Consider the following 23,167-nt stretch of genomic DNA (forward strand, 5'->3'; position numbering starts at 1 on the left):
AAAACAAAAAAAGTAACAATAAACGATATTGGTTATTTACAAAAAATAGTAAAATTAACTTTTTTTGAAACGTATTCTTTCGAAAACAGTAAAGAAAACATGAATGCTTATTTACACGCAACTTTCCATATAAACACGTTGTAACACATTCTGAGAGTCCTTGTGCGTTTAGAGTTTATATTAATAAAACTATATGAGACCCAAAACTAAATATACTAAAAGCGGTGATTTTAATATTGCGTATCAAGTGGTAGGTCAAGGATCAATTGACATTTTATATATTCCTGGTTGGGTTTCAAACATTGATATGATGTGGTCCGAACCAAGGCTTGCTACCTTTTTAACTAGGCTTTCCTTATTCTCTAGACTGATTATTTTCGATAAAAGAGGCACAGGACTTTCAGATCGTTCAGATGAGTATTCCACTATGGATGAGCGAATGGACGATATCAATGCAGTATTGGATGCTACAAATTCAGAAAAAGCATTTTTATTTAGTCATTCAGAAGGAGGATCGGTTAGTCTTTTGTTTTCTTTAAAGTATCCTCAAATAACTTTAGGAGTAATTGGTTTCGGAATATTTGCAAAACGGAGGTATTCAAAAGATTACCCTTGGGCTCCTAAAGTTGAAGAACGTGAAGTTTCTAATAAATTAATTGAAGACAATTGGGCACATGGAAATCTTGATGGGCTTAGGTCTTTAGTTCCATCATTAGCGCATGATAATGGATTTATGGATTGGTTGGCTAGTTATTTACGCTCTGGCGCAAGCCCTAAAGCTGCATTAATTTTACATAAGCAGTGTGCACAAATCGATATAACTGATATTTTGGGCTCAATCAAAGTTCCAACGCTTCTTCTGTTTAGAAAAGATGACATAGAAATTCTTGTTGAAGAAGGTAGATATCTAGGAGAACGCATTCCTAATTCTAAACTTGTTGAATATCGCGGCAAAGATCATCTTTTCTGGACAGGTGACACTTATCCGATTTTAGCAGAAATAGAAGAATTTGTTACCGGAATTCGTCCAAACAAATCAGAATTTCAAAGTGCAAAGCAAAAAAGTAGCAAAACAGGAATAGATCTAGCAACTGTAATGTCTGAAAATTTCTTATATAATTTGAAAGTTGAAGAATTCGCCAAATTATGTGGCCGAAGTTTATCCGCGTTTAAAAGAGATTTTAAAAACACATTTAATACGACACCATCTAAATGGATAAAGTCTAAACGACTTGAGTATGCGAGAGCACTTCTTATAGAAAGTAATTTAAACATAAACCAAATCTGTTATGATTGCGGTTATATAAACGCATCACATTTTATAAAATCTTTTAAAGAAAAATATAACATTCCTCCTCAAAAATACAGATCTGATAACATTAGAACATAATTTGTTGTTTGGACGTTTTAGAATGTTTTTTGAACTTTTTTGAAAGCTCTATGTACTTGTTTTTAGTGAACTTTACAGTATTCATTTAAACAAATACTACATTATGAAAACTAGATTAGCACTTATATTAATTTTGATTTTAGGATTAGCACTTACTAGCTGTAAAGCACAAGTTGACCTAATCAATGACGAATTTCCTGAAGCGAAGCAAGAAGTTATGGAAACTTTTGGAGCAATTGCACAAAGCATTAAAGATGGCGATTTAGATAAACTAATTTCATTTCATGCCTACAGTCCAAAGTTTACAGAATTTAAAAACGGAGCACCACGAAATGGTGGTGAAGCTAACGAAGTTCACGAACGCAATGTTTTTGGTTCGGTAACCGAAGTTGTGAAATTTGATGCTAAAGATTTACAAATAGCTGTATATGGTGATGTTGCCAACCTAACTTTTCACTCAGATTTTCATTTAAAATTTGGTGAAGATTTAATAATCGTAAATGATCAAATTACTTTATTGTTTGTAAAAACTAAAGATGGTTGGAAAATGGTACATGAACACCATTCGCCTCTTCAGAAATAAAAAAACAAGTATTCAATTTTTTTAGACCTCCATATAAAAGCTAGAGTTGCTTTAAGTAGACTCTAGCATTTATAGCATAAGTTTAAAAATTTACAAAATATAAATATTGAAAGTAATGGGCGAAATAATTAAAACTCTAGCAGTCGTTTTTTTAGCAAACTTAATGGCTTGTAACAATAACCAAAATCCCAAGCTAAATCCTGAGTCTAATTCAACTGGAATTATTTCGTTTAAAAATATTGAGTTTAAATCTCAAGGAGCAATGCTTAGAGGAAGGCTATATTTACCTGAAAACAATTTGAAAAAAAATCCTGTTGTTATAATGGCACACGGATTTACAACTACCATCAACGGGATGACAGCCGATAAATATGCTGAGAAATTTAGTGAAGCAGGATTTGCTGCACTGTTATATGATCACCAAAATTTTGGCATTAGTGATGGTGAACCGCGCCAAGAAATTAATTTTTGGGTTCAATCCAGAGGTTATATTGATGGTATCGATTTTGTAATTACTCAACCGGAAATTGATACAACAAAAATAGCTGTTTGGGGAGCTAGTTTAAGTGCACGAGAAGCATTTCTTGTTGGTTCGGTAGATAAAAGAGTAAAAGCAATAATAAATCAGATTCCAGCTTATGGAAGTAATTTTCCTATAGAAGACAAGGACGGTCAGTTATATTCGTTTGCTAAAGAAACAATTCTAACTGAGAGAATAAAGGATTTGCCTCATACAGTAACTGTACAAATGCCAATCGTTTCATCAGACCAATTAGGCACACCTTCTGCTCTTTCAAAAATAACTGCGTATCGTTGGTTTATTGAATATGGTGGGCGTTATGGTACAAATTGGAAGAATATAGTTTCATTTTCCAATATAGAAATTCCAGACCTATTTCACATTGGTCAATGTGCACAATATTTAAAAGGCCCGATTCTTATGGTTGTAGCCACTAACGATGAAATGGAAGGTGCTAGCAATGAAGTTACAAACGAAGTATTTAAAATGATTGAAAAGCCAAAAGAATTATTTGAAATTGATGGTGGACATTTTGGATTATTGCATTACCCAAGTTCAATATTTGATAAATCGAGTCAAGCACAAATCGATTTTCTAAACAAATATTTTAATTAAGAATAACGTGTCACAGTCGAGTAGGTAAAGGGGGATTTCATCCCTAAACCTCTCACAGAACCGTACGTGAACCTCTCGATTCATACGGCTCTTGTTATACAGTCGATAAAACCTAAATTGTATTTAAACCAGTTTGTATCCCGGCCCCCAATGATTGAACAGATTTGGATATAGTTTATGGCGGTTGAAGTGCTAAATATGAGTATTTTAGCATTAAATAAACATCGGTGTAAGTTGAAACTTTTGTGTTTCAAAACCGCCACAAAACCATATACTCAACGTTGCCTACAATTTCCTGTCGAACCTGCATAAAATCAAAAAAAATGAGTTTAAAAAAAGTAGTTATTTTAATTTTGTTCTCAAATGTGATAAATACCTATTCACAGAACTGGCATTTTAAATCAGGAAAAGATGCTTTTGACGGAAATTATAGAACTTCTTACGTAATCGGAAAAGGTGAATTTCCTTATAATACACCTGAATTATACATAAACGTGTTTAATGAAAACGATTTGAATTTTTATATTTCGTCATCTGGTTATTACCCAACAGAGAGTGATATAAAAGTAATGTTAAAATTCAATAATGATCCAAACATTATATACACTTCAAATTTTGTAAGTTTATCAAAAGACAAGGAAACCATTTTCCTTTTCTCTTTTAAAAATAAATTAGATTCTACATTCAATAAGCACGAAATCATTAAAAAACTAAAAAAAGGAAGTTCTTTAAATGTGAGAATTGCAACTGATTTTGGAGATAAAAACCTTTATTTCAGTTTAACAAACAGTTCTAAATCAATAGATTTCATTTACTCTGACAAATATTTAAACTACTTGAAACAACAAGAAAATGAACAAATGCTAATAGCCAAAGACAGAAAAAAAATTTCAGATTCGATTAATAATATATTTGAGCAAAGAAAAATTGAAAATCAAAATAGAGAAAATTTACTCTTGGAAATATTGACTAAAGCTGGTATTGTAAAATTAGAAATAAACAAGGCGATGGATATTTTAAAATATCATTTATTAATAAGAGCATAAATTAGTTCTTATTCTGAAAATTTTACGTATCTTTATTGTATGAAAACAAAGGTGAAGAAGCGTAAGAACCAAGATGCCCAAGAGGAAACACGGTTGCGTGTGGCCGATTATCTCCGCAAGAAATTGGGCACCCAGAGACAGGCCGCCGAGATTTTCGGTATCACCGAGCGTTCGGTAAACAAGATATGGGCGCGGTACAGGGCCGGCGGCAAGCGCGCGCTGTGCAGCAGGAAACGTGGTGTGCAGGGCGGCATGAAACTCAAGAAGGACCAGGCCCATAAGGTGCGGGAACTTATCAGGGAAAAACTTCCCGAGCAGTTGAAGCTCCCCTTCGGACTTTGGACAAGGGAAGCCGTACAGCAGCTGATATCGCAGAAGTTCGGCGTCGAGCTGTCGCGCTGGCAGGTAGGGCGCTACCTGAAAAAATGGGGGTACACTCCCCAAAAGCCCATAAGAAAGGCGTTCGAGCAAAAGCCGGAAAACGTACGGAAATGGCTGGAGGAAGAATATCCGGCGATAGAAAAAAGGGCAAAGGCAGAAAGAGCGATAATATACTTTGGGGACGAGACGGGCTGCAGGAGCGACCACCAGGCAGGCAAGAGCTATGCCCCTAAAGGAAAAACGCCTATAATAAAGGCAACGGGGAAAAGATACACGGTCAATATGATCTCCGCAATAAGCAACAGGGGGCATCTGCAGTTCATGTTGATGGAGAAGGGCTTCAACAGCGAGGTCTTTAAGATGTTCTTGCTACTGATGATAAAGTATAGCAATAAAAAGATATTTTTCATTACCGATAACCATCCCGCCCACAAGACCATCAAACTTGACCAATGGCTAGAGGAGAACAATGATAAGATCGAAGTATTGTTCATCCCGCCCTATTCCCCGGAACTGAATCCCCAGGAATACGTCAACCAAGATCTGAAGACCAATATTATCGGCAAGAAAAGGGCGATCAACAAGGAACAGCTAAAGGAAAATATCAATGATTTTATGAACAAAAGAAAAAAGGACAAACCACAAGTGAAAAAATATTTTCATCACAGACACGCCAGATATGCTGCCTGACAATCTTATAAGAACTAAATAACCTAACGATTAATAAACTACAATCATCTCTATATTTATGAAATAAGACAAATAAATCTCTACATCAATACCTTTGGTGTTTTAGCTTTTAAAATGTACAACTCAGAGAAAAAATTAATAGACTCAATTTCTGTGCAATTACCAGAAACATACAGAAAAGTAAGGGATAAATAAAAACTGTAGGCAATACCATATCAAAAATTGCTGGTGTTGGGCTAAAACAAAGGTCGTTGCACGTTTGCTACATCTGATTTTCCTTCGGAAAATCCTCGCACGCAAACACGCAACTTTCCATATACAAACACGCTGTAAAGACAAAAAGGATATTTTTCGTAAATTTGCTTATTAAAGATTTTAAAATGGACATTCAAACTACAAAACTGGAATTACTTAAAATTATTTTGGAAAATGAAAATTCTGAATTTATCCAACGTGTCTCTGATTTTGTAAAAAAAGAAAAAACTGACTTTTGGAATGAATTAAATTTGTCTGAACAGAAAGAAATAAAAAAAGGAATTGAGGATTTAGATAACGGAAAAAGAGTTTCTTATGAATCTTTTTTAAAGAAAATTTCATAGGAAATGAAAGTGTTCTTATCTGAACTTGCCGAATCAAAACTTTTAAAACTGTCGGAATACTTATTAGAAAATTGGAATTTAAAAATCTTTATAAATGTGTCGTAACTAAACAAACGACATTTGAGTGTGCCTCTCACACCACCGTACATACGGATGGTATTATTCGAGATATGGAAAGGTTGTAATTCTTATTGTTGTTATTAGTATTACTATATTAATAATCTTAGAAAAATTAGGTATTCAATTATGACATTGTATGAGTTTAATGGACTTCTTAAGCATGATAAACATAATCATGTTTTTACTAAAGGAGACTTTATTGATTTCAGATTTGAAAATGAAAAGCGATTTGCTCTTTATGCAATAAATATGTTTTTTGTTGAGATTGAATATAATAATTTAGAAAATAAACTTCAAATCATTAGAAGTTTTAAATGTGGTGAAATGTTGAGTAAATATTCTTTTATTCGTAAAGATGATTAATTATTCTTTTTAAAATTTTCTATATCAATTTCAGTAAGTGAGTCGTATATCTTCGCAAAGTCTACTAATTTAAATCCCATTGACTCAATAATTAAAATTACCGTTGTATAGTTTGGACCTGATTTAGATTTTGCGTTAAAAGTATCAGAAACCGTAGCTTTTCGAATGTCGGCTTCTAATGCTATTTCATTATAACTAATTGCAATTTCTTCCTTAGTATTTTTATATGGCTTGAATTTTTTACTTAATTCTAAAAGTCTAATTAAGCTTATTGAAATTTTAATATTTATATATGAAATTGAATCTTTTTTCATTTATGCAAGTAACTATTTCATAAAATAAATATCGGTACGCTTTGACGTACCGATATTTATTTTTATATTTGACTTTGTATCGGTTATTTATGATACTTTTTAAATAAATTTGCGAAAGCATTTCTAATAAAAATTAGAAGCATTCGCTTAGAATCTCGCCTTAGAAAACTGGTAATTTTTGCAACGAGATGATAAGTAAGATGCTCACGTCTTAGGGCGTGGGCTCACTTATTGTTGCACGGTATACCAGTACCTCTAGGGCAGTAAGCTGAGTTCCACGCCTTTTTTGTATCTATCATTTTAGGTTTACTTAGTTATTCTTAGCGTTGTTTTATTTTTTTGAATGGCAAAGGGTCACTTTTAAACTAAAAGCAGCATGCAGCACAGGTTTTGTATGGTAAAACAAGGCGTTTCTTCTCAACATCATTTGTTGTTTGAAGTTACTGTATTCGACATCCTCTTTAAGAAAAAGCCTAAAAACCCAATATAAAATACCCGTGGTGTGGGATTGACGTTATACAATCATTTCGGATTTTCACCTTTCATTTTTATCCCATCACTAATCCATCCATCCTTTTATTGTATCCGAACAAACGACGATTTAGAAAGCGTAAAGCCCTTATACTTTCTAAGGTCCTTAAGTCTAATCTATCTGAGTTAGTCATTTCATACCATAAAACTTTAGATATGAAATAAATGGATTTACTAAAGGGCCGATGAAAGCTACATATAGATTTAAACCATTAAAACCATATAACTGCCTATGAATAGACACTAAACACAAAAAAAAACCTCCCAACAAACTTTTGTAGGGTCGATGGGAGATTAAGATTTAACAAGATTATTTAAAACCTCTAATTCAAAATTATGAAAATTAATTCTATTACAAGAGGTAGGTGGATACTATTGTGTATGGCCTACCTCATTATTTCCCCATTTTGTACATATGCCTTAGACTATAGTTGTGTTTTGCATACGCCTATTTCAGACCATCTAAATGTCCAACAGTCCAAAATTAGCGGGATCATAACAGACAACCTTGGCAACCCTTTAGTAGGTATTCATGTTATGGTACAAGCCCAAAAGCAAGGTGTCGTAACAAATTTTGATGGTACGTATACCGTTACAGCCAATCCAAAGGATACCTTGGTAGTTTCGGGGCTTGGGTTTAAAACACAGACCATTGCTATTAATAATCGGCAGGTTATCAATATTCAGTTACAGGAGGACATCACACAGTTGGATACGGTGACACTTAATGCAGGGTATTATACCGTAAAGGACAAAGAGCGTACAGGTAATATTTCCAGAATTTCCTCAAAGGATATTGAAAAACAGCCTGTAAGCAATCCTTTGGCAGCGCTTCAAGGGCGTGTTTCTGGTGTTGAAATCACGCAAACCTCAGGCGTTCCAGGTGCTGGCTTCAATATTAAAATTAGAGGACAAAATAGCATCCGTGCTAATGGAAACGATCCTTTATATGTTATTGATGGTGTCCCCTATGCCTCCGAAACTTTAGGAGATAGACAAACATCGGGTTCTATTATCCCCCTATCTGGTGTAAGCCCTTTAAATAATATCAACCCAACAGATATTGAGAGTATAGAAATCTTAAAAGATGCTGATGCCACAGCTATTTATGGTTCTAGAGGTGCCAATGGGGTCGTGCTTATTACGACCAAAAAAGGCAAAGTAGGAACTTCTTCTTTTAAATTGAATGTGTCCACTGGTTTTGGAAATGTGGCTCGCAGATTAGATGTACTCAGTACACAAGACTATATAAACATGAGGGAGGAAGCTTATGCTAATGATGGGATAGCTACGTTACCCTTTAATGCGTATGACATTAACGGCACTTGGGACACAAACCGAAATACCGATTGGCAAAAAGAACTCTTTGGAAAGACCGCTTATTTAACCAATGTACAAGGAACGTTTTCTGGAGGGAGTGAACAGACACAGTTTTTACTAAGTGGTAATTATAATAAACAAACCACGGTATTACCAGGAGATTCTGATAATGATAAAATAACGGTGCATAGTAACTTAAACCATCAGTCTAAAGACAAGAAATTGGCAATTCAATTTTCTGCCTACTACACGTCGAATATAAATAATTTACCAGCATCCGATTTGGTAAGAGAGGCCTTGACTTTGGCACCAAATGCGCCTGATCTATATAATGATGATGGATCACTAAACTGGGAAAACTCGACATGGAATAATCCGCTTCGTAATTTGGAAGGTAAATACTTAGCCCAAAGCACTACTTTAATAAGTAATGCAACTATCAATTATACTCTTAATAAAGGTTTAAAGTTAGTCACCAGTTTAGGCTATACAGAGAGCGATCTGCAAGAACTAAGAACCGTACCGTCTACCACGCTGAACCCCGCTTATGGTCTAGGTAGCGACATCTCATCGGCTATTCATAATAATGCCGATAGAACCTCATGGATTATAGAGCCTCAATTACATGGGACGTTTCATTTGGGGAAAACCAAAATAGAATCCTTGGTTGGATTCACTTTTCAAGAACAAAAGAGCCATCGACTATCGCAATTTGCCTTTGGGTTTACCAATAATAACTTTATTGAAAACATTGCGGCGGCATCTAGCCTATTTGTTCTTGGTGACACCCAAACACAATATAGATACCACGCGCTTTTTAGTAGGATTAATTTAAATCACCAAGGGAAATATATTCTTAATCTAACAGGAAGACGTGATGGTTCCAGCAGATTTGGGGATGACAAGAAGTTTGCCGATTTTGGAGCTGTGGGTGCTGCTTGGATTTTTTCAAATGAATCTTTTATAGAATCTGCTTTGCCATTTTTAAGCTTTGGTAAAATACGGGCGAGTTATGGTACTTCAGGCAATGACCAGATAGGAGACTATCAGTATTTAGACACCTATAATTTTGGCAGCTCACCCTATCAAAATATTATAGGTTTACAACCTACAAGACTATACAACCCTAATTTTAGTTGGGAATCCAATAAAAAACTGGAGTTTTCTATGGAACTTGGGTTTTTACAAGACCGTATTTTTATAAGCAGTAGTTATTACCGTAACAAATCATCCAACCAATTGGTTGGTATTCCATTGCCAGGGACAACAGGTTTTAATTTTTTAAATGCCAATCTTAATGCAACGGTAGAAAATAAAGGCTGGGAATTTGAATTGAATACAACCAATATAGCTAGTAAAAATATACGTTGGACGACTTCAATTAACTTGACCCTACCTAAGAATAAACTTTTAGAATTTCCAGATTTGGAAGGGTCTACTTATGCCAATCAATTGGTGATAGGACAACCTCTAAATATTATAAAGGTGTATCAATATACAGGGGTAAATCCGCAAACGGGACTTTATGAATTTACGGATTTTAATGAAGATAGTACTATTTCTGCACCTGATGACAAGCAGGTTATTAAAGACCTTAATCCCAAGTATTTTGGAGGTATAAACAATCATTTTTCCTATAAGAAATTTAGTCTGGATGTGCTGTTTCAGTTTACCAAACAATTAGGTGTGCACTTTTTGGGTATTCCCGGGACTATGGGGAGTCAAACTAATGACGTATTGCAGCGGTGGCAAAATGTGGGCGACCAAACGTCTGTGCAACGTTATACCAGCGGATTAAACTTTGAAGGTTTAGTAGCTTATTCTAATTATACTCAAAGTGATGCTGTTATTGGCGACTCCTCTTATCTGCGCTTAAAAACGTTGGCTTTATCTTATCAGATTTCAAAAAAGACGAGCAAGGGTATTGGTTGTGACCTCTTTTTAAGAGCTCATAATCTGCTGACCATTACGAGCTATAATGGACTTGATCCAGAGACCAGATCCAGTTCAACCATTCCTCCATTACGATTTATCTCCTTAGGAACGCAACTTACATTTTAAAAAAGAACATTATGACACATATAATTAAACATACAAACCCGTCTAGAAGTTTAGCCTTCATGCTTTTACTTCTTGTGCTTTTGACCTCTTGTGAAGATTTTGTTGACATAGATCCTCCAAACAATCAGCTTACTAGTGCCATTGTATTTGAAGACGCAGCAACTGTTAATGCAGCCTTAACTCATGTTTACGGTCAACTTAGAGATCAGGGACTCACCAATGGAGGTGTCTCAGGATTGGGCTATCTATTGGGGCATTACACGGATGAACTAACACTTTATAGTACCTCACAGTCTGGGATTCAGTTATTTTTCGATAATAATGTATTGGCAACAGACAATACAGTTTTAAGCCAATGGAATAGCAGTTATAATCTTATATATGCAACCAACAACATCATAGAAGGTGTTAAAAGTTCAACAGGTTTAGCAGAGGAAGATAAAGACCAATTTCTTGGTGAGGCGTACTTTATAAGAACCTTAATTCATTTTTATTTAGTGAATCTCTTTGGAGATATCCCTTATATAGATACGACTGACTATCGCACTAATAGTACTACTTCAAGACTGGAAGCAGATCAAGTGTATCAAAAAATGATTGATGATCTGGTGTTATCGAAATCATTGTTATCTGCAAATTATGGAGATGCAAACAGAGTACGTCCCAATAAATGGGTAGCAACTGCGCTTTTAGCTAGGGTATATCTTTATAACGAGAATTGGGATGGGGCTTTAAGCGAAGCTACCGAGATACTTTCTAGTGGCGTTTACGCTTTGAATACTGATATTAATCAGGTGTTTTTAAAAAATAGTACAGAGACCCTTTTGCAATTTGATGCTGGGATTTCGGGGGCTAATACCATAGACGCCTTGACATATATTTTTACAAGTGGCCCACCTCCAAACAGTAGTTTAGCAGATTATTTTATTGATAGTTTTGAAGTTGGGGATGCGCGCTTTAGCGATTGGATGGGTACCGTTTCTAATGGTACAGATACTTGGTATTATCCTTTTAAATATAAGCTGAATACCAATACTAGGACTACTCAAGAGTGTTCCATCCTATTTCGATTGGCAGAATTATATCTTATTTCGGCGGAAGCCAACGCCCAATTAGGCAATGTGTCTAACGCTTTAGATCAGTTAAATGTTATACGAGAAAGATCGAGTTTGGCACCTGTGTTGGTAACCGATACAGCTGCACTTTTAGAGACCATTTATCAGGAACGTAAAATGGAGTTCTTTACTGAAATGGGGCATCGCTTTTTTGACTTGAAACGAACTAGTGCAGCAACTAGTGAGCTATCTCCAGTAAAACCTAATTGGCAAGCTACGGATGTACTATTGCCTATTCCAGAATCAGAACTCCTTTTGAATCCTAATCTGAAACCGCAAAACGATGGGTATTAAAATGATACGTCTAAATCGATTAGAGACTATTAAAGGTATTGGCTTTGCCTCCATTGGCAAACTTTTGTTTCCAATGATTATTTTGTTAGTCACCTGCTCCTTATGGGGGCAGGTTAACAACAAGCTGGATCTCAATGATTTCTTAGCATCTGGAGATTTTATAAAAGTTCATTGGCAAGACAGTAAGGTTTTCTTTGAAATTGATGAAAAATTATTGGGTAAAGACCTGCTGTTTGTGAGGCATGATAAGGGCTATAAGCATGTGATTTGGACTAAATACAAGGATCAGATACTTTTAGAAACCCCAAGAATTAAATCGTTGTCAGGGGTTATTATTCCCATAGATAATCATCCATCTATAGAAAAAAGTATCCTTGGTATATTTCCAATTATAAAAGAAAAAAGTGATCTCAAGACCCTTTATATTGATGTGACTGATTTATTTCTAAAGAACAGTGTGGCGTGGTATTCCAATTTTAAGGAAACCATTATACCTGATTTATCAGCAATAGAAGAAATAAAGTATTTGAAAAATGAAATTGTGATTTCAACCAAGAGAGTCTTATCAAAAAACACAAGCAAATCAACAAATCAGGTTGATTTTAGTTTTTTTCTATTGCCAGAGTCCATGAAACCTAGATTATTTGACCATCGCATAGGCTATTTTATAGAGGATGAATTGAGCCCAATTAATCATTTTCCTAAACATGCTAAAGCGAGTATATCAAGATGGCACTTGGAAAAAAAGGATGCAAACAAGAAAATCAGTGTCCCTGTTAAGCCCATTACGTTTTACTTAGATACTAATATCCCCAATAAGTGGAAACCCTATATAAAAGCGGGGATTCTTGAATGGCTGCCAGCTTTCGAAGCAGCAGGTTTTAAAAATGCCATTGAAGTTAAAGAGATTCCAAATAATATTAAGAATTGGCAAAGTAACAGCGTCAATAATTCTGTTGTGAGATGGTTGAACAAAGAAGGGATAAGAGGTCAGAATAATAAAGCAGGTTCTGGAGTGTCTAGAATAGTTGATTTAAGATCGGGTGAAATTATAAAATCAGATATTATTATTGGCTCCTCATACCAATATTTTTCAGACAGCTATTTTATTAGATGTAGCCCCTTGGATAAGCGTGCACAGCAATATCCATTTTCAGATGATTTAATGGGAGCACTTATTCAATCGGTTGTGGCACATGAAGCAGGTCATGCTTTTGGAATCAAGGATGCTAATTATGGGGAATATGCCTATCCATTTGACAAAATGCGAGATAAAAAATGGCTCCAAGATATGGGGCACACCCCAAGTGTTATGTCTTATGCCAGGCATAATTATATGGTGCAGCCAGAAGACCATATACCACCCTCTTTATTAATTCGGAAAGTTGGACCTACTGATGTTTATACTATTAAATGGGGATACGAATCCTTTCCAAATATTAATGAGCCACAAGACGAACTACCATATTTAGAAAAAATGATTCGTCGGCAGGATTCCATTCCTTGGTATCGCTATAATATAGGCAACTATGAAAAGACGGGTCCAGATTGTAGTAATGAAGTCGCTGATAATAATAATCCCATAAAGAGTGCAGAACTAGGACTATTAAATATGAAAAGAGTGATTGAACTCTTATCAACGGTTACAAAGACTCAAAAGGATAATGAACTGTTAGAGCGATTATATAATAAAACAATAACGCTTTGGTTTGATCAAATGAGTCATGTCATGACTTCAATTGGTGGCTATACGACGCATTATAAATCGGGAGCACAAACGGGTGCGGTGTATACACCAATTCCTATGCAACTTCAACAAGAGGCTGTAGATTTCCTAAATTTAAATGCCTTTAAGATTCCTGATTGGTTAGCGCATCCAATGTTTTATTCTAGGATTATGTACTCGACTTCGACTGATAAAATAATGGCATATCAATTACAATTACTATCGGAAATATTGAGTCCATTAAGAATGAAAAGGTTAGAAAATATGGTGTTTTCTTCTAAAGCCGATGGTGTTATCAAAGCATTACTATCAAAATTGCGTATTGGTCTTTGGAGTGAATTATCTCAAAATAAAATAAGCATTATACGCCGAAGACAGGAACTACAAAGTGCTTATATCGCTTTGTTAAGTGAGGCAATTACAAAACCAAAAAAATATGGAATCACAAACCCAAGTGATATGTACTTTGTGTACAGCGATTATTCAAGAAGTATTTTTATGTCTGAACTCATGTTATTAAAAAAGGATATTATAAGTACAGGAACTAGCGTTACAGATAGCATCACTTTTGGTCATTTAAAACGTTGTTTGTTAAATATAGATGACATCTTAATCGGGAAGTAGTTAAAAGTTTATATTTTGTGTGCGTCAAAACTTTGACTTTAAATCAACCAATTTTTAACCAGAAAAGGGGCATACAGCCCCTTTTCTTTTTTTATACCTAAATCCCTTAAGGTCTAAAAACTACCAGAGGACAAGTTGTTTGACTTGGAAACATTTTCCCAAAGGCTTGTTGTCCTTGCGCATTGGTACAAAGAATCTCTCCATCAGGAGAACAATCAACTTTTTGTGTACAAGGTGCTGGAGAATCAATATAGCCATCTACTATGGCTAAATTTGCTACATTCGAACTAGTCGAAGTAGCAAAGGCGCTGGTTAAAGCAAAAATGATTGCTACAACCGGAATTAATAATTTAAACTTGAAAGTTTTCATAATTATTATTTTTAAATGAATGTTATGATCTACTCTTTTATACAGGTTTTCGATCTCAGTCCTGTTACCGGCCGGTAAATCTTTTATCTTATGGTGGCATTTAAGCTATTAGCCATCTGTGTGTTATTCAAAGGTTACTAAAAATGTGAGGGCTTTAATTGGTATACAGAAAGCACAACATCTATTAGAGCAACCAAATGATTGTTATAAACATTAAATTCTCTAACTTTTCTTTGACCAATATTATAGAGGTAAAAGCTAAATTGATAGCTTTGCTTTTTCCAGTTGTAAACATCAATTATTGCGGCTTGGTTTAGCATAGATTTTTCTTCATATTTACCTAGTCTATTAGAGTGAATCATCATCAGGTTTTGATATAAAGCAGCCGTTTTATTTACTTCTAATGGAGGCACTTTCATTTTAATTTCTCCCAGTTCATTTTTTTGGGATAATTGAATTTGGGCAACCCGAACAGTGTCTATAGTTTCTTCCCTGCGGAGTAACTTCAGATCAGGATTCATAATCATAAATTGGTTGCGGTAGAAGTAAACATAACCCAGGTTTTCTTTGTCTTCTGAAACGATCATAGTACCATCGACATCAAACATGCCATCTATTTGTCTTTCTAATAAGTCAGGATCTAATATTATATTAAAATCATCCTGTTTCTCTAGAACCCCAAGTGTGGCTTCATTTGTTTTACTACTGATAGCCTTTATATATAATTTGTTAGAATCTATAGGGATGGCACGCGTAAAATAGGTTTTGTTTTTCATCCAAAGGCTGGCATGCCAGTCTCCAATGTTTCCGCGGAAAATACAGGGTACAAATCCATCGGTTACAAAGAAGTATGGTGGGTGAAACTTTACTGTTATGGATCGAAAAGGTAAATCCATTCTATCCAATGTAATCCGGATATGTTGGGTGTCTTTAGTTTTTAAGTTTACCTCTAAAAGATGTAATGGGGCCGTGGTATTTCCTAAATACAATATCTCATTTTCGTATCCAGCGATATAATAGGAATTGTATTTAAGAGAAAGGTCATACTTTTTAGTAATGGGATGGTGGGGATACCTTCTAACAAAAGCGTTATTACGATGCATTTGGTTTTCGGAAAGTAAAAACATGATTATAACGAGAGAGCAACTCAATAATCCAAATATTGATAACCTTAAAAGAGTTTTCATGTTATTTTGCTTTTAAGGTTAAAGGGTTTCTTTCTAAATAAAAGATGGCAATAACTGCCATTATAATAAATATCAGATTGAATATAATATGCTCTGTCCATCCCAAATGTTCCAATACACCGCCACAGGAACAAGGGATATAGTCGCTAAAATTCAGGATAAGTATGATGTAAGCAGTAAATAGTATCATTAATGAGAAACTGGCATAAAACGCCAATAGCATACACTTTGGAATTAAGAATAGACCTGAAATTACCAGTTCTATTATTGGTATTCCCCAAGCCACCCAACTGGCATACCTCGTAACAATTGGGGATTGACCCAATTGTATTTGAAACTGATTGAAATCAAGAAGCTTGCTTGTGGCAGCATAAACAAATAATACAATGAATAAAATACGTATACTATTTGTTATTGTTACTAATTGATATCGTGTATTCGAACCTGTCATACCTTTTGATTTGATATGCCAAAGTTCCGAAATAAAATTTAACCCTAAGGGATAATTAGTTGACTGTGAGGGATTTATTTATTAAAATGTGGTTTGTGTACTTGTTTTTTATCAGGATTCAATGTTTTTTTACGTAAGTCTCTAGGCGTATATCCATAACGTTTTTTAAATGTTCTGGTGAAATGAGGGTTGCTTTTAAACCCTGTCATTTCTGCAATTGACTTGAAAGTTTGGCGGGTATACTGAATCATCATTTTCGCCTTTCTTAAACGTTCTTCCTTTAAGAACCGATAGACCGTAGTGCCATACAACTCCTTAAACCCATACTTCAGTTTAAACTCATTGGTGCCCAATTGCAGTGCGAATTTTTTAAGCGAGGGGAAGTCCTTTTCAAGATTATTGATAATGATGCTATGGGCTTCACGTATTCTACGAATGTCCTCAAAGCTCAGTCGAAGCTTTTGTTTCTGATTTTCTGATCGCGTATTATTTGAACTTTGTTGGTCGTTGGAGTGTTGGATGACCCGTTGCTTCAAATCATTTTCCAGATGATCCTGTCTATTGGAATGGTGAATCACCGTAATAAGGGCCTTTTTAAAATCATTTTGTTTACCATTAAGACTCGTCATATAGCAAGTCTTTGGAATGACCAAACTTCCCTTGGATTTGAAGGTTAGCTCCAGGGACCTGTCCTGAAATTTACTTTGCTTTAGGCTACGCCATGCCTCCTTCCACGATATTCGTGACTTTTCTATTAAAAAATCTGAAAAAGGGTGTCCTATAATATCCATCTGTAAAACAGATAGCATATTGCAAGCTTGTTGGTTGGCAATGTCAATGAACCCATCCTTATCCACAACGAAGCTCATTTGAACAATGGCCGCAATGGGGCTATTGGTGTTGGCATAGCCCTGATGGAGTAGGGTTTCCTGAATTTCTTCAGCCAGCATATTCAGTGATAGACCTATCGCTTCGAGATTATCATTTTTACCAGAGCGCTCCAAACGGTAAAAGAAATTCCCTGAGGCCATTTCCAATAACATTTGGTTGATTCGTTTCATTCTTCGCTTTTTACCGGTACTCACATCTAAAGTATTATATATAAATTAATTGTGAGAGACTCTACTAAAAAAAATAGCAATTATTTAAGGCGTAAATCCTTTATTGTTCCATAAATCCAGAAAGAAACGCTATGGCATGTTCCATAGAATCAAATGTCTTTGTCGGGATTGGTGGATTGCTGGTTCGGATATAAAATTCGGACAGCATTTCAGAAACCGGTGGATCTACAATAACCGCCACAGCCGTTATCAAGGTTGAACCTTCCATGGCCAAATAGGCCCTGGCAGATTTATTGATTTCCTTTACACCTCTAATGTCGCATAGTACAGGGAATTCACGACCCTCATGTAAAGTCAGTCTATCCTCGACAATCTGTACGGCAGCTTCTAAATCCACAGTAACACCTTGGTGGTAGATAATATGTAATACACCATCTAGGAACCTATACGAGGTATAATCATTTTCAAAATAATTTCGCATCATGTAGAAAACTGGTTTTTCATTATAAACTTACAAAATAATCAAGACTAGCCTATACCATTTATCGATTTCCCTTAGTAATTATTGGCTTTTTATTGCCTACCAAGGATTAAAAGTTGACTCTAAGGGAGTATAGAGCCGACTCATTTTGTAAAATCCTACAAATGATGTTAAATTATATGAAATAAAAACATAATAAGATGGCAAAAATCAAACACAACAATTTTTTGAGTACCGTTCACGAAGTATTTACAGATGCCAAACAAGAGGGCATTATGCATCTCTATGCCGAAGGCGAAGCATTTACTGGGCGTACTATTGGCGTAAAGGACAGACAATTATTTCACTTTGGAACCACGGGATATTTAGGCCTGGAGCAGGATGCGCGATTGAAGGCCGCTGCGATAGATGCTATTACCAAATACGGAACGCAATTTCCATTATCCAAGTCTTACATTTCCAATCCCCTCTACAGGCAGTTGGAAGAACGCTTAACGGCGATGTACCAGAACCCAATCATTATAACCAAGAACAGCACTTTGGGGCACATGGGTGCTATACCTAATGCGGTGAATGACCAAGATGCCATTATCCTAGACCATCAAGTCCACTGGAGTGTGCAAAGTGCCGCCAAAGTTTTAAAGAACAGATCGGTTCCCATTGATATGATCCGCCATAACGATTTGAACATGCTGGAGGACAAAATAAAATCGCTTTCCGATAAACATAAAAAGATCTGGTATATGGCCGATGGCATCTATTCCATGTACGGTGATTTTGCACCGATTCAGGATTTAAAGACCTTGAGCTTAAAGTATCCCCAATTACATCTATATATAGATGACGTGCACGGGATGAGTTGGGTGGGCAAGAACGGAACGGGTTATGCCTTGAGCGAGCTCAAAGAACTTTCAGAAAATGTTCTGCTCTTTGGCACCCTGAGTAAGACCTTTGGAGCAAGTGGTGCGGTATTGGTATGTTCCAATAAAAAGATGTACCAAGAAATAAAGACCTTTGGCGGGCCCTTGACCTTTTCAGCGCAATTGGAACCAGCGTCTGTGGCAGCAGCCACGGCCTCGGCAGACATACACCTATCCCCTGAAATCTATGAACTTCAAAATGACCTAAGGGAACGGATTCAGTATTTCAATGCACTATTAGAGCAAACCGACTTGCCTCTAATTGATAAAAATCTGTCACCTGTGTTCTTTATAGGTACGGGCATGCCGAAAACGGGCTATAATTTTGTCGGTCGACTTATGAAAGAAGGGTTCTATGTGAACCTTGGTATTTTTCCAGCTGTGCCCGTAAAGAATACAGGGGTGCGCATTACCATATCCAGACATAACCAAAGGGAGGAAATCAAAGCCTTGGTAGAGGCGATGGTATATCATTATCCAAAAGCGCTTGAAGACACGCACACGAATGCACAACGGGTCCTGCACGCCTTTAAAATGGATGCTAAAAAGAGTAAAGAAAATCATGTATCCAAGGCGCTTGTCATTAAGTTGGAAAACTCCATTTTAAAAATGGATAAAGCACTCTGGGACAAACTCATGGGCAAACAAGGCGTCTTTAACTGGGAAGGCCTTAAGTTTTTAGAGGAATCTTTTAGTGGTAATGTTTTAATAGAACATAACTGGGCGTTCCGATATCTCGTTATCTATGACCAACAGGAGAAACCCATTCTAGCCACCTTCTTAACTGTAGGGTTATGGAAGGACGATATGCTGTCCAATTTAAGTGCCTCTGAAACCATAGAAAAACAAAGACAGTCAAACCCCTATTATTTAACATCCCAAGTGCTGGGTATGGGATCACTCTTTACCGAAGGGAATCACCTGTATATAGACGACAAGCACCCCTTAAAGTCCCAAGCATTAGATACGGTGATGCAAACCTTGGAAACGCTTGAACAAGAATTTAAGGCAACCATGGTAGTGCTCCGGGATTTCCCTAAAAATGAAAATTTGCACCCTTATTTCCAAGGACAGGGATTTATAAGGGTCCAGATGCCTGATTCCTGTAACATAGATTTAGTGGAAGGTGAAGCTATGGAAACTTACATCGCCAAGCTTTCTTCTAGAAATAGGCGGCATTTACGAAAGGAGATTTTGGAATATGAAACTCGTTTGAAGATCGATATAGTAAAGAAGTGTAACCTTAATCAATTAAAGCAATTTCAGGAATTGTATGCCAATGTCCATCAAAATAATCGCGGATTGAACACGTTCTCATTCCCTGAAAAATTATTCGAGAAAATGTCAAAGCATCCCAATTGGGAGTTCATTACCGTTGCCTTAATTAATAATCCAGAAACAATTATTGGGGTTATGCTGTGCTATAATAACAACGGCCATACCTACGTCCCTGCCTTTGTTGGTCTGGACTATGAGTACGTTCTGGAATATCATACCTACAGGCAGCTTTTATACCAGACCATTAAAAGGGCAATACAATTAAAGTTTCATCAGATTGACTTGGGAATGACCGCTGCTTTTGAAAAAAGAAAACTAGGAGCCACCGTTGAAGAAAAGTTTGCCTATATCCAAACATCCGATAATTATACCATGGAGCTTATGGGTATTTTGGAAGGTCCCCAATCGCAGTAAACTGAATTTCACATACGTTTGAAATACCAAGATTTAATATCTGAATTTGAAATAAAGTTGGAAACTTTGGAGTCCTGTCATGAGGATATACTATATAAGGCAGAACATGGCATTAACCATACCGAGAAGTGTATCAAATCCCTGCGCTGTAGAGTCGTTGAACGAGGTTTTCGATCAACACAGGAGGAGATACACTTCTTTAAATATATTAAGCCCCAAGTTTTCAGTAAGTTGATCTATTATGTAAAATTATATAAAATAGAGAGCAAACGACCGAGAAGCAGTTCCAAGTTTCAGGTCAAATATTTAAATGATCAGATCAATAAATTACAAGTTTATTTTAATGATAATTTAGAGTTCTACCATTACTATCGCCGGGGTGCCACGACCCTGGACGACCAATATTTTATTAGAGGTAAATCAGACCTACGTTCGCCCACAGAATCCTTCCATGTCTTTATAGACGAACAATTCTCCACATGTCAAGATAGCACGGTGGCCACCATTATGGCATTCGATATGCTCATTGTATACTTGCAACAGGAAATAATGAAACTAGAATCTCTCAACACTAATCCAAAAACAATTCCAATGAAGCAGTCTTCGAAGCTTTTCTGGACGGGAAGCAAAACAGAATTAATTGAACTCATTTATGCCTTGCACAGCAGTGGTGTTATCAATAGTGGCACTGCAGATATTAAGGAAATGGCGTCCTTATTTGAACAGATCTTTAATATTGACCTAGGGAATTACTACCACACATTTATTGAGATCAGGGCACGGAAATGCAGTAAAACCAAGTTCTTGGACAAACTCATTGAAGTTTTGGTGAGACGGTTTAATGAATCTGATGAATAATCCCAAGTTGACCCCAAGGTGGGAGATTATATGAAAGGCCTGAAATCATATAATTTATAGAGAATTGTACTTTTATTTTATAAAAGTTCTTGTTATTTAATAACAAAACCCATCAAAATAAATGCAAGAAAAAACACCCCACCTTGGGGTTGGATATAGATGATAAATTAAAATAGTATCTCAGATTTGTAGAACGAAAGTCAAATCAGGTCAAGGACTATCATTTTAGTTGAAAGCAAAATGGTGGTTCTTTTCTAAAAATAGTTCTACTATGCCAGCAACAATTATTACTCCAGATGATCTAAGGGATTTTAAACTTGAATTGCTCGATGACATCAAAAAACTTTTAAGCAACCAGGCGCAAGCTAAACTGAAGAAATATCTAAAATCTTCAGAACTCATGGACTTACTTCAAATTAGTCCTGGCACGTTACAAAAACTTCGAATTAAAGGCATACTACCCTATACAAAGGTGGGTGGCATCATTTTTTATGATTCCGAAGAAATTCAGAAGGTTATGGACAATAATGACGTGAACCACAAAATCGATTAAGGATGTATGAATTATATAAAACACCTCAATGCTGTATTTCAAAAATTTTATACAGACAAAAGATTAAATACTACACATGTCAGCTTGTATATGGCGTTGTTTCAGTTTTGGAATATCAATCGATTCCCAGAGGAATTTTATATCGGCAGACAAGAAATCATGCAGCTCTCAAAAATTGGTTCGACAGCAACTTATCATGGTTGTTTAAAACAGATGCATACATGGAAATATCTGAAATATATGCCTTCACACAATCCGTACAAAGGCAGTAAAATTAAGATGTTCAATTTCGGTACAACCTCTGAACAAGTAGTGAACGAGCATGAAACAAGTACTGAACAAGCATTGATACATAATACAAACATTAATAAACAAATAGAAAACATTAATAAAACTAAGCTACCCAAAAATGAAAATGATGTTATTATTTTTTTTAAAAAGAAAAAATGGCCAGCTAATGAAGCTCAAAAATTTTACAATCACTATCAAGGTATTGGATGGAAAATTGGTGGGAAAATAAAAATTGAAGATTGGCATGCTACCGCAAGTAATTGGATGCTAAAAGCCAATGAATTTGAAACTGTGTATCCAGTTCTTCAAAAAAAAGATAACCTAAGAACCAGTAAAAACAAAGATTATGGTCAACCCTTGTGAAATAATCGAAGAAGACAAAACATATTCCATTGGCAAATTTGATGGCAAAGAATTGATTTACGATTTTGAAAAAATCTTAATCTATCTCGATGCTAAAGGAAAATTACTTTTTGGTAACGGTTTTAAAATCTATGACGAAGACCGCAAAATTATTTTAAAACTCTGTCATTACTTCATAAAAGATAAAACAAACTGCGAGAAAAACGAGATTGATCCCGAAAAAGGCATGTTACTTTCTGGACCTGTGGGATGTGGCAAAACAAGTTTAATGTTACTCTTAAAACACATCGTTCCCATCCAAAAACCATACATCCTAATTCCATCCAGAAATATCGTATTTGGTTTTAACCATATTGGGTACAAAACCGTTGAAGACTATGGTTGTAAACAGTTTTTTTGTTTTGATGATTTGGGCATTGAGCCCATTGGAAGGCATTATGGAAAAGATTTTAACGTCATGGGAGAAATTCTACTCTCACGTCACGAGCTTTTTATAAACCATCACATAAAAACCCACGCTACTACAAATCTAAATGCAGGAGAATTAGAAGATTTATATGGCAATAGAGTACGAAGCAGAATGCGCCAATTATTTAACCTCGTAGCATTTGACCAAGACACTAACGATAAACGAAAATAAAAATTTAG

At 35.7% G+C, this 23,167-nt stretch carries 21 protein-coding genes; 15 read left to right on the forward strand and 6 right to left on the reverse strand.

The features are described 5' to 3' along the window. The first annotated feature begins 193 nt into the window (after positions 1-193). From FAF07_RS04980 to FAF07_RS05010, 7 genes are all read left to right on the forward strand, one after another. The gene (locus tag FAF07_RS04980; protein WP_142784059.1) at positions 194-1,390 is read left to right on the forward strand and encodes an alpha/beta fold hydrolase; all 1,197 of its coding nucleotides are present in this window, start codon (positions 194-196) and stop codon (positions 1,388-1,390) included. Positions 1,391-1,493: 103 nt separating this feature from the next. Then, positions 1,494-1,973 carry a nuclear transport factor 2 family protein gene (locus tag FAF07_RS04985; RefSeq protein ID WP_142784060.1) on the forward strand — a complete coding sequence of 160 codons (480 nt, stop codon included), beginning with the start codon at positions 1,494-1,496 and terminating at the stop codon, positions 1,971-1,973. Positions 1,974-2,088: 115 nt separating this feature from the next. Continuing rightward, positions 2,089-3,108 carry an alpha/beta hydrolase gene (locus FAF07_RS04990; RefSeq protein WP_142784066.1) on the forward strand — a complete coding sequence of 340 codons (1,020 nt, stop codon included), beginning with the start codon at positions 2,089-2,091 and terminating at the stop codon, positions 3,106-3,108. Between the two features lie 323 nt (positions 3,109-3,431). Beyond that, positions 3,432-4,154 carry a hypothetical protein gene (locus FAF07_RS04995; protein ID WP_142784067.1) on the forward strand — a complete coding sequence of 241 codons (723 nt, stop codon included), beginning with the start codon at positions 3,432-3,434 and terminating at the stop codon, positions 4,152-4,154. A gap of 39 nt (positions 4,155-4,193) precedes the next feature. After that, positions 4,194-5,225 carry an IS630 family transposase gene (locus FAF07_RS05000; RefSeq protein WP_142784028.1) on the forward strand — a complete coding sequence of 344 codons (1,032 nt, stop codon included), beginning with the start codon at positions 4,194-4,196 and terminating at the stop codon, positions 5,223-5,225. Between the two features lie 380 nt (positions 5,226-5,605). Further along, positions 5,606-5,824, forward strand: a complete 219-nt coding sequence (locus FAF07_RS05005; RefSeq protein ID WP_142784068.1) for a hypothetical protein — start codon at positions 5,606-5,608, stop codon at positions 5,822-5,824. Between the two features lie 246 nt (positions 5,825-6,070). After that, on the forward strand, positions 6,071-6,307 hold the full coding sequence (locus tag FAF07_RS05010) for a hypothetical protein (protein WP_142784069.1): 237 nt from the start codon (positions 6,071-6,073) through the stop codon (positions 6,305-6,307). Here the strand turns inward: FAF07_RS05010 and FAF07_RS05015 are convergent. Then, positions 6,304-6,621, reverse strand: coding sequence for a hypothetical protein (locus FAF07_RS05015; protein WP_142784070.1), 318 nt, complete (start codon positions 6,619-6,621; stop codon positions 6,304-6,306). The two genes, FAF07_RS05010 and FAF07_RS05015, sit on opposite strands and share 4 nt — an antisense overlap. 867 nt (positions 6,622-7,488) lie before the next feature. Between FAF07_RS05015 and FAF07_RS05020 the strand changes: the two genes are divergently transcribed. The 3 genes from FAF07_RS05020 to FAF07_RS05030 are packed head-to-tail and all read left to right on the forward strand — an operon-like array spanning position 7,489 to position 14,292. Next, a complete protein-coding gene (locus tag FAF07_RS05020; protein ID WP_142784071.1) occupies positions 7,489-10,533 on the forward strand; it encodes a SusC/RagA family TonB-linked outer membrane protein in 3,045 nt (1,014 codons plus the stop codon). 11 nt (positions 10,534-10,544) lie between these two features. Beyond that, positions 10,545-11,942 carry a RagB/SusD family nutrient uptake outer membrane protein gene (locus FAF07_RS05025; protein WP_142784072.1) on the forward strand — a complete coding sequence of 466 codons (1,398 nt, stop codon included), beginning with the start codon at positions 10,545-10,547 and terminating at the stop codon, positions 11,940-11,942. Position 11,943: 1 nt separating this feature from the next. Then, positions 11,944-14,292, forward strand: coding sequence for a zinc-dependent metalloprotease (locus FAF07_RS05030; protein WP_185956521.1), 2,349 nt, complete (start codon positions 11,944-11,946; stop codon positions 14,290-14,292). A gap of 106 nt (positions 14,293-14,398) precedes the next feature. Here FAF07_RS05030 and FAF07_RS05035 read toward each other — a convergent pair whose 3' ends face one another. The 5 genes from FAF07_RS05035 to FAF07_RS05055 all read right to left on the reverse strand — a co-directional run bounded on the left by FAF07_RS05035 (position 14,399) and on the right by FAF07_RS05055 (position 17,845). Beyond that, positions 14,399-14,662: a DUF6520 family protein gene (locus FAF07_RS05035; protein WP_142784074.1), complete on the reverse strand. Its 264-nt coding sequence runs from the start codon at positions 14,660-14,662 to the stop codon at positions 14,399-14,401. Positions 14,663-14,799: 137 nt separating this feature from the next. Beyond that, positions 14,800-15,849, reverse strand: a complete 1,050-nt coding sequence (locus FAF07_RS05040) for a hypothetical protein (protein WP_142784075.1) — start codon at positions 15,847-15,849, stop codon at positions 14,800-14,802. 1 nt (position 15,850) lies between these two features. Continuing rightward, positions 15,851-16,300, reverse strand: a complete 450-nt coding sequence (locus FAF07_RS05045; protein ID WP_142784076.1) for a MauE/DoxX family redox-associated membrane protein — start codon at positions 16,298-16,300, stop codon at positions 15,851-15,853. Between the two features lie 74 nt (positions 16,301-16,374). Further along, positions 16,375-17,361, reverse strand: a complete 987-nt coding sequence (locus tag FAF07_RS05050) for an AraC family transcriptional regulator (RefSeq protein WP_142784077.1) — start codon at positions 17,359-17,361, stop codon at positions 16,375-16,377. 100 nt (positions 17,362-17,461) lie between these two features. After that, complete coding sequence (locus FAF07_RS05055) at positions 17,462-17,845, reverse strand: DUF7793 family protein (RefSeq protein ID WP_142784078.1); 384 nt, start codon at positions 17,843-17,845, stop codon at positions 17,462-17,464. A gap of 197 nt (positions 17,846-18,042) precedes the next feature. On the opposite strand from FAF07_RS05055, the gene FAF07_RS05060 reads away from it, so the two are divergent. The 5 genes from FAF07_RS05060 to FAF07_RS05080 all read left to right on the forward strand — a co-directional run bounded on the left by FAF07_RS05060 (position 18,043) and on the right by FAF07_RS05080 (position 23,159). Then, on the forward strand, positions 18,043-20,454 hold the full coding sequence (locus FAF07_RS05060; RefSeq protein ID WP_142784079.1) for an aminotransferase class I/II-fold pyridoxal phosphate-dependent enzyme: 2,412 nt from the start codon (positions 18,043-18,045) through the stop codon (positions 20,452-20,454). 18 nt (positions 20,455-20,472) lie between these two features. Next, on the forward strand, positions 20,473-21,312 hold the full coding sequence (locus FAF07_RS05065; protein WP_142784080.1) for an RteC domain-containing protein: 840 nt from the start codon (positions 20,473-20,475) through the stop codon (positions 21,310-21,312). 271 nt (positions 21,313-21,583) lie between these two features. Beyond that, complete coding sequence (locus FAF07_RS05070; protein WP_142784081.1) at positions 21,584-21,865, forward strand: helix-turn-helix domain-containing protein; 282 nt, start codon at positions 21,584-21,586, stop codon at positions 21,863-21,865. Positions 21,866-21,871: 6 nt separating this feature from the next. Then, positions 21,872-22,519, forward strand: a complete 648-nt coding sequence (locus tag FAF07_RS05075) for a hypothetical protein (RefSeq protein WP_142784082.1) — start codon at positions 21,872-21,874, stop codon at positions 22,517-22,519. Then, entirely contained in the window at positions 22,503-23,159 is a 657-nt protein-coding gene (locus FAF07_RS05080) for a P-loop NTPase family protein (RefSeq protein ID WP_142784083.1), read from the forward strand. The genes FAF07_RS05075 and FAF07_RS05080 overlap by 17 nt, the downstream gene beginning before the upstream one ends. Positions 23,160-23,167 lie beyond the last annotated feature (8 nt).

Source organism: Changchengzhania lutea, from assembly GCF_006974145.1.
Classification (GTDB): Bacteria; Bacteroidota; Bacteroidia; order Flavobacteriales; family Flavobacteriaceae; genus Changchengzhania; species Changchengzhania lutea.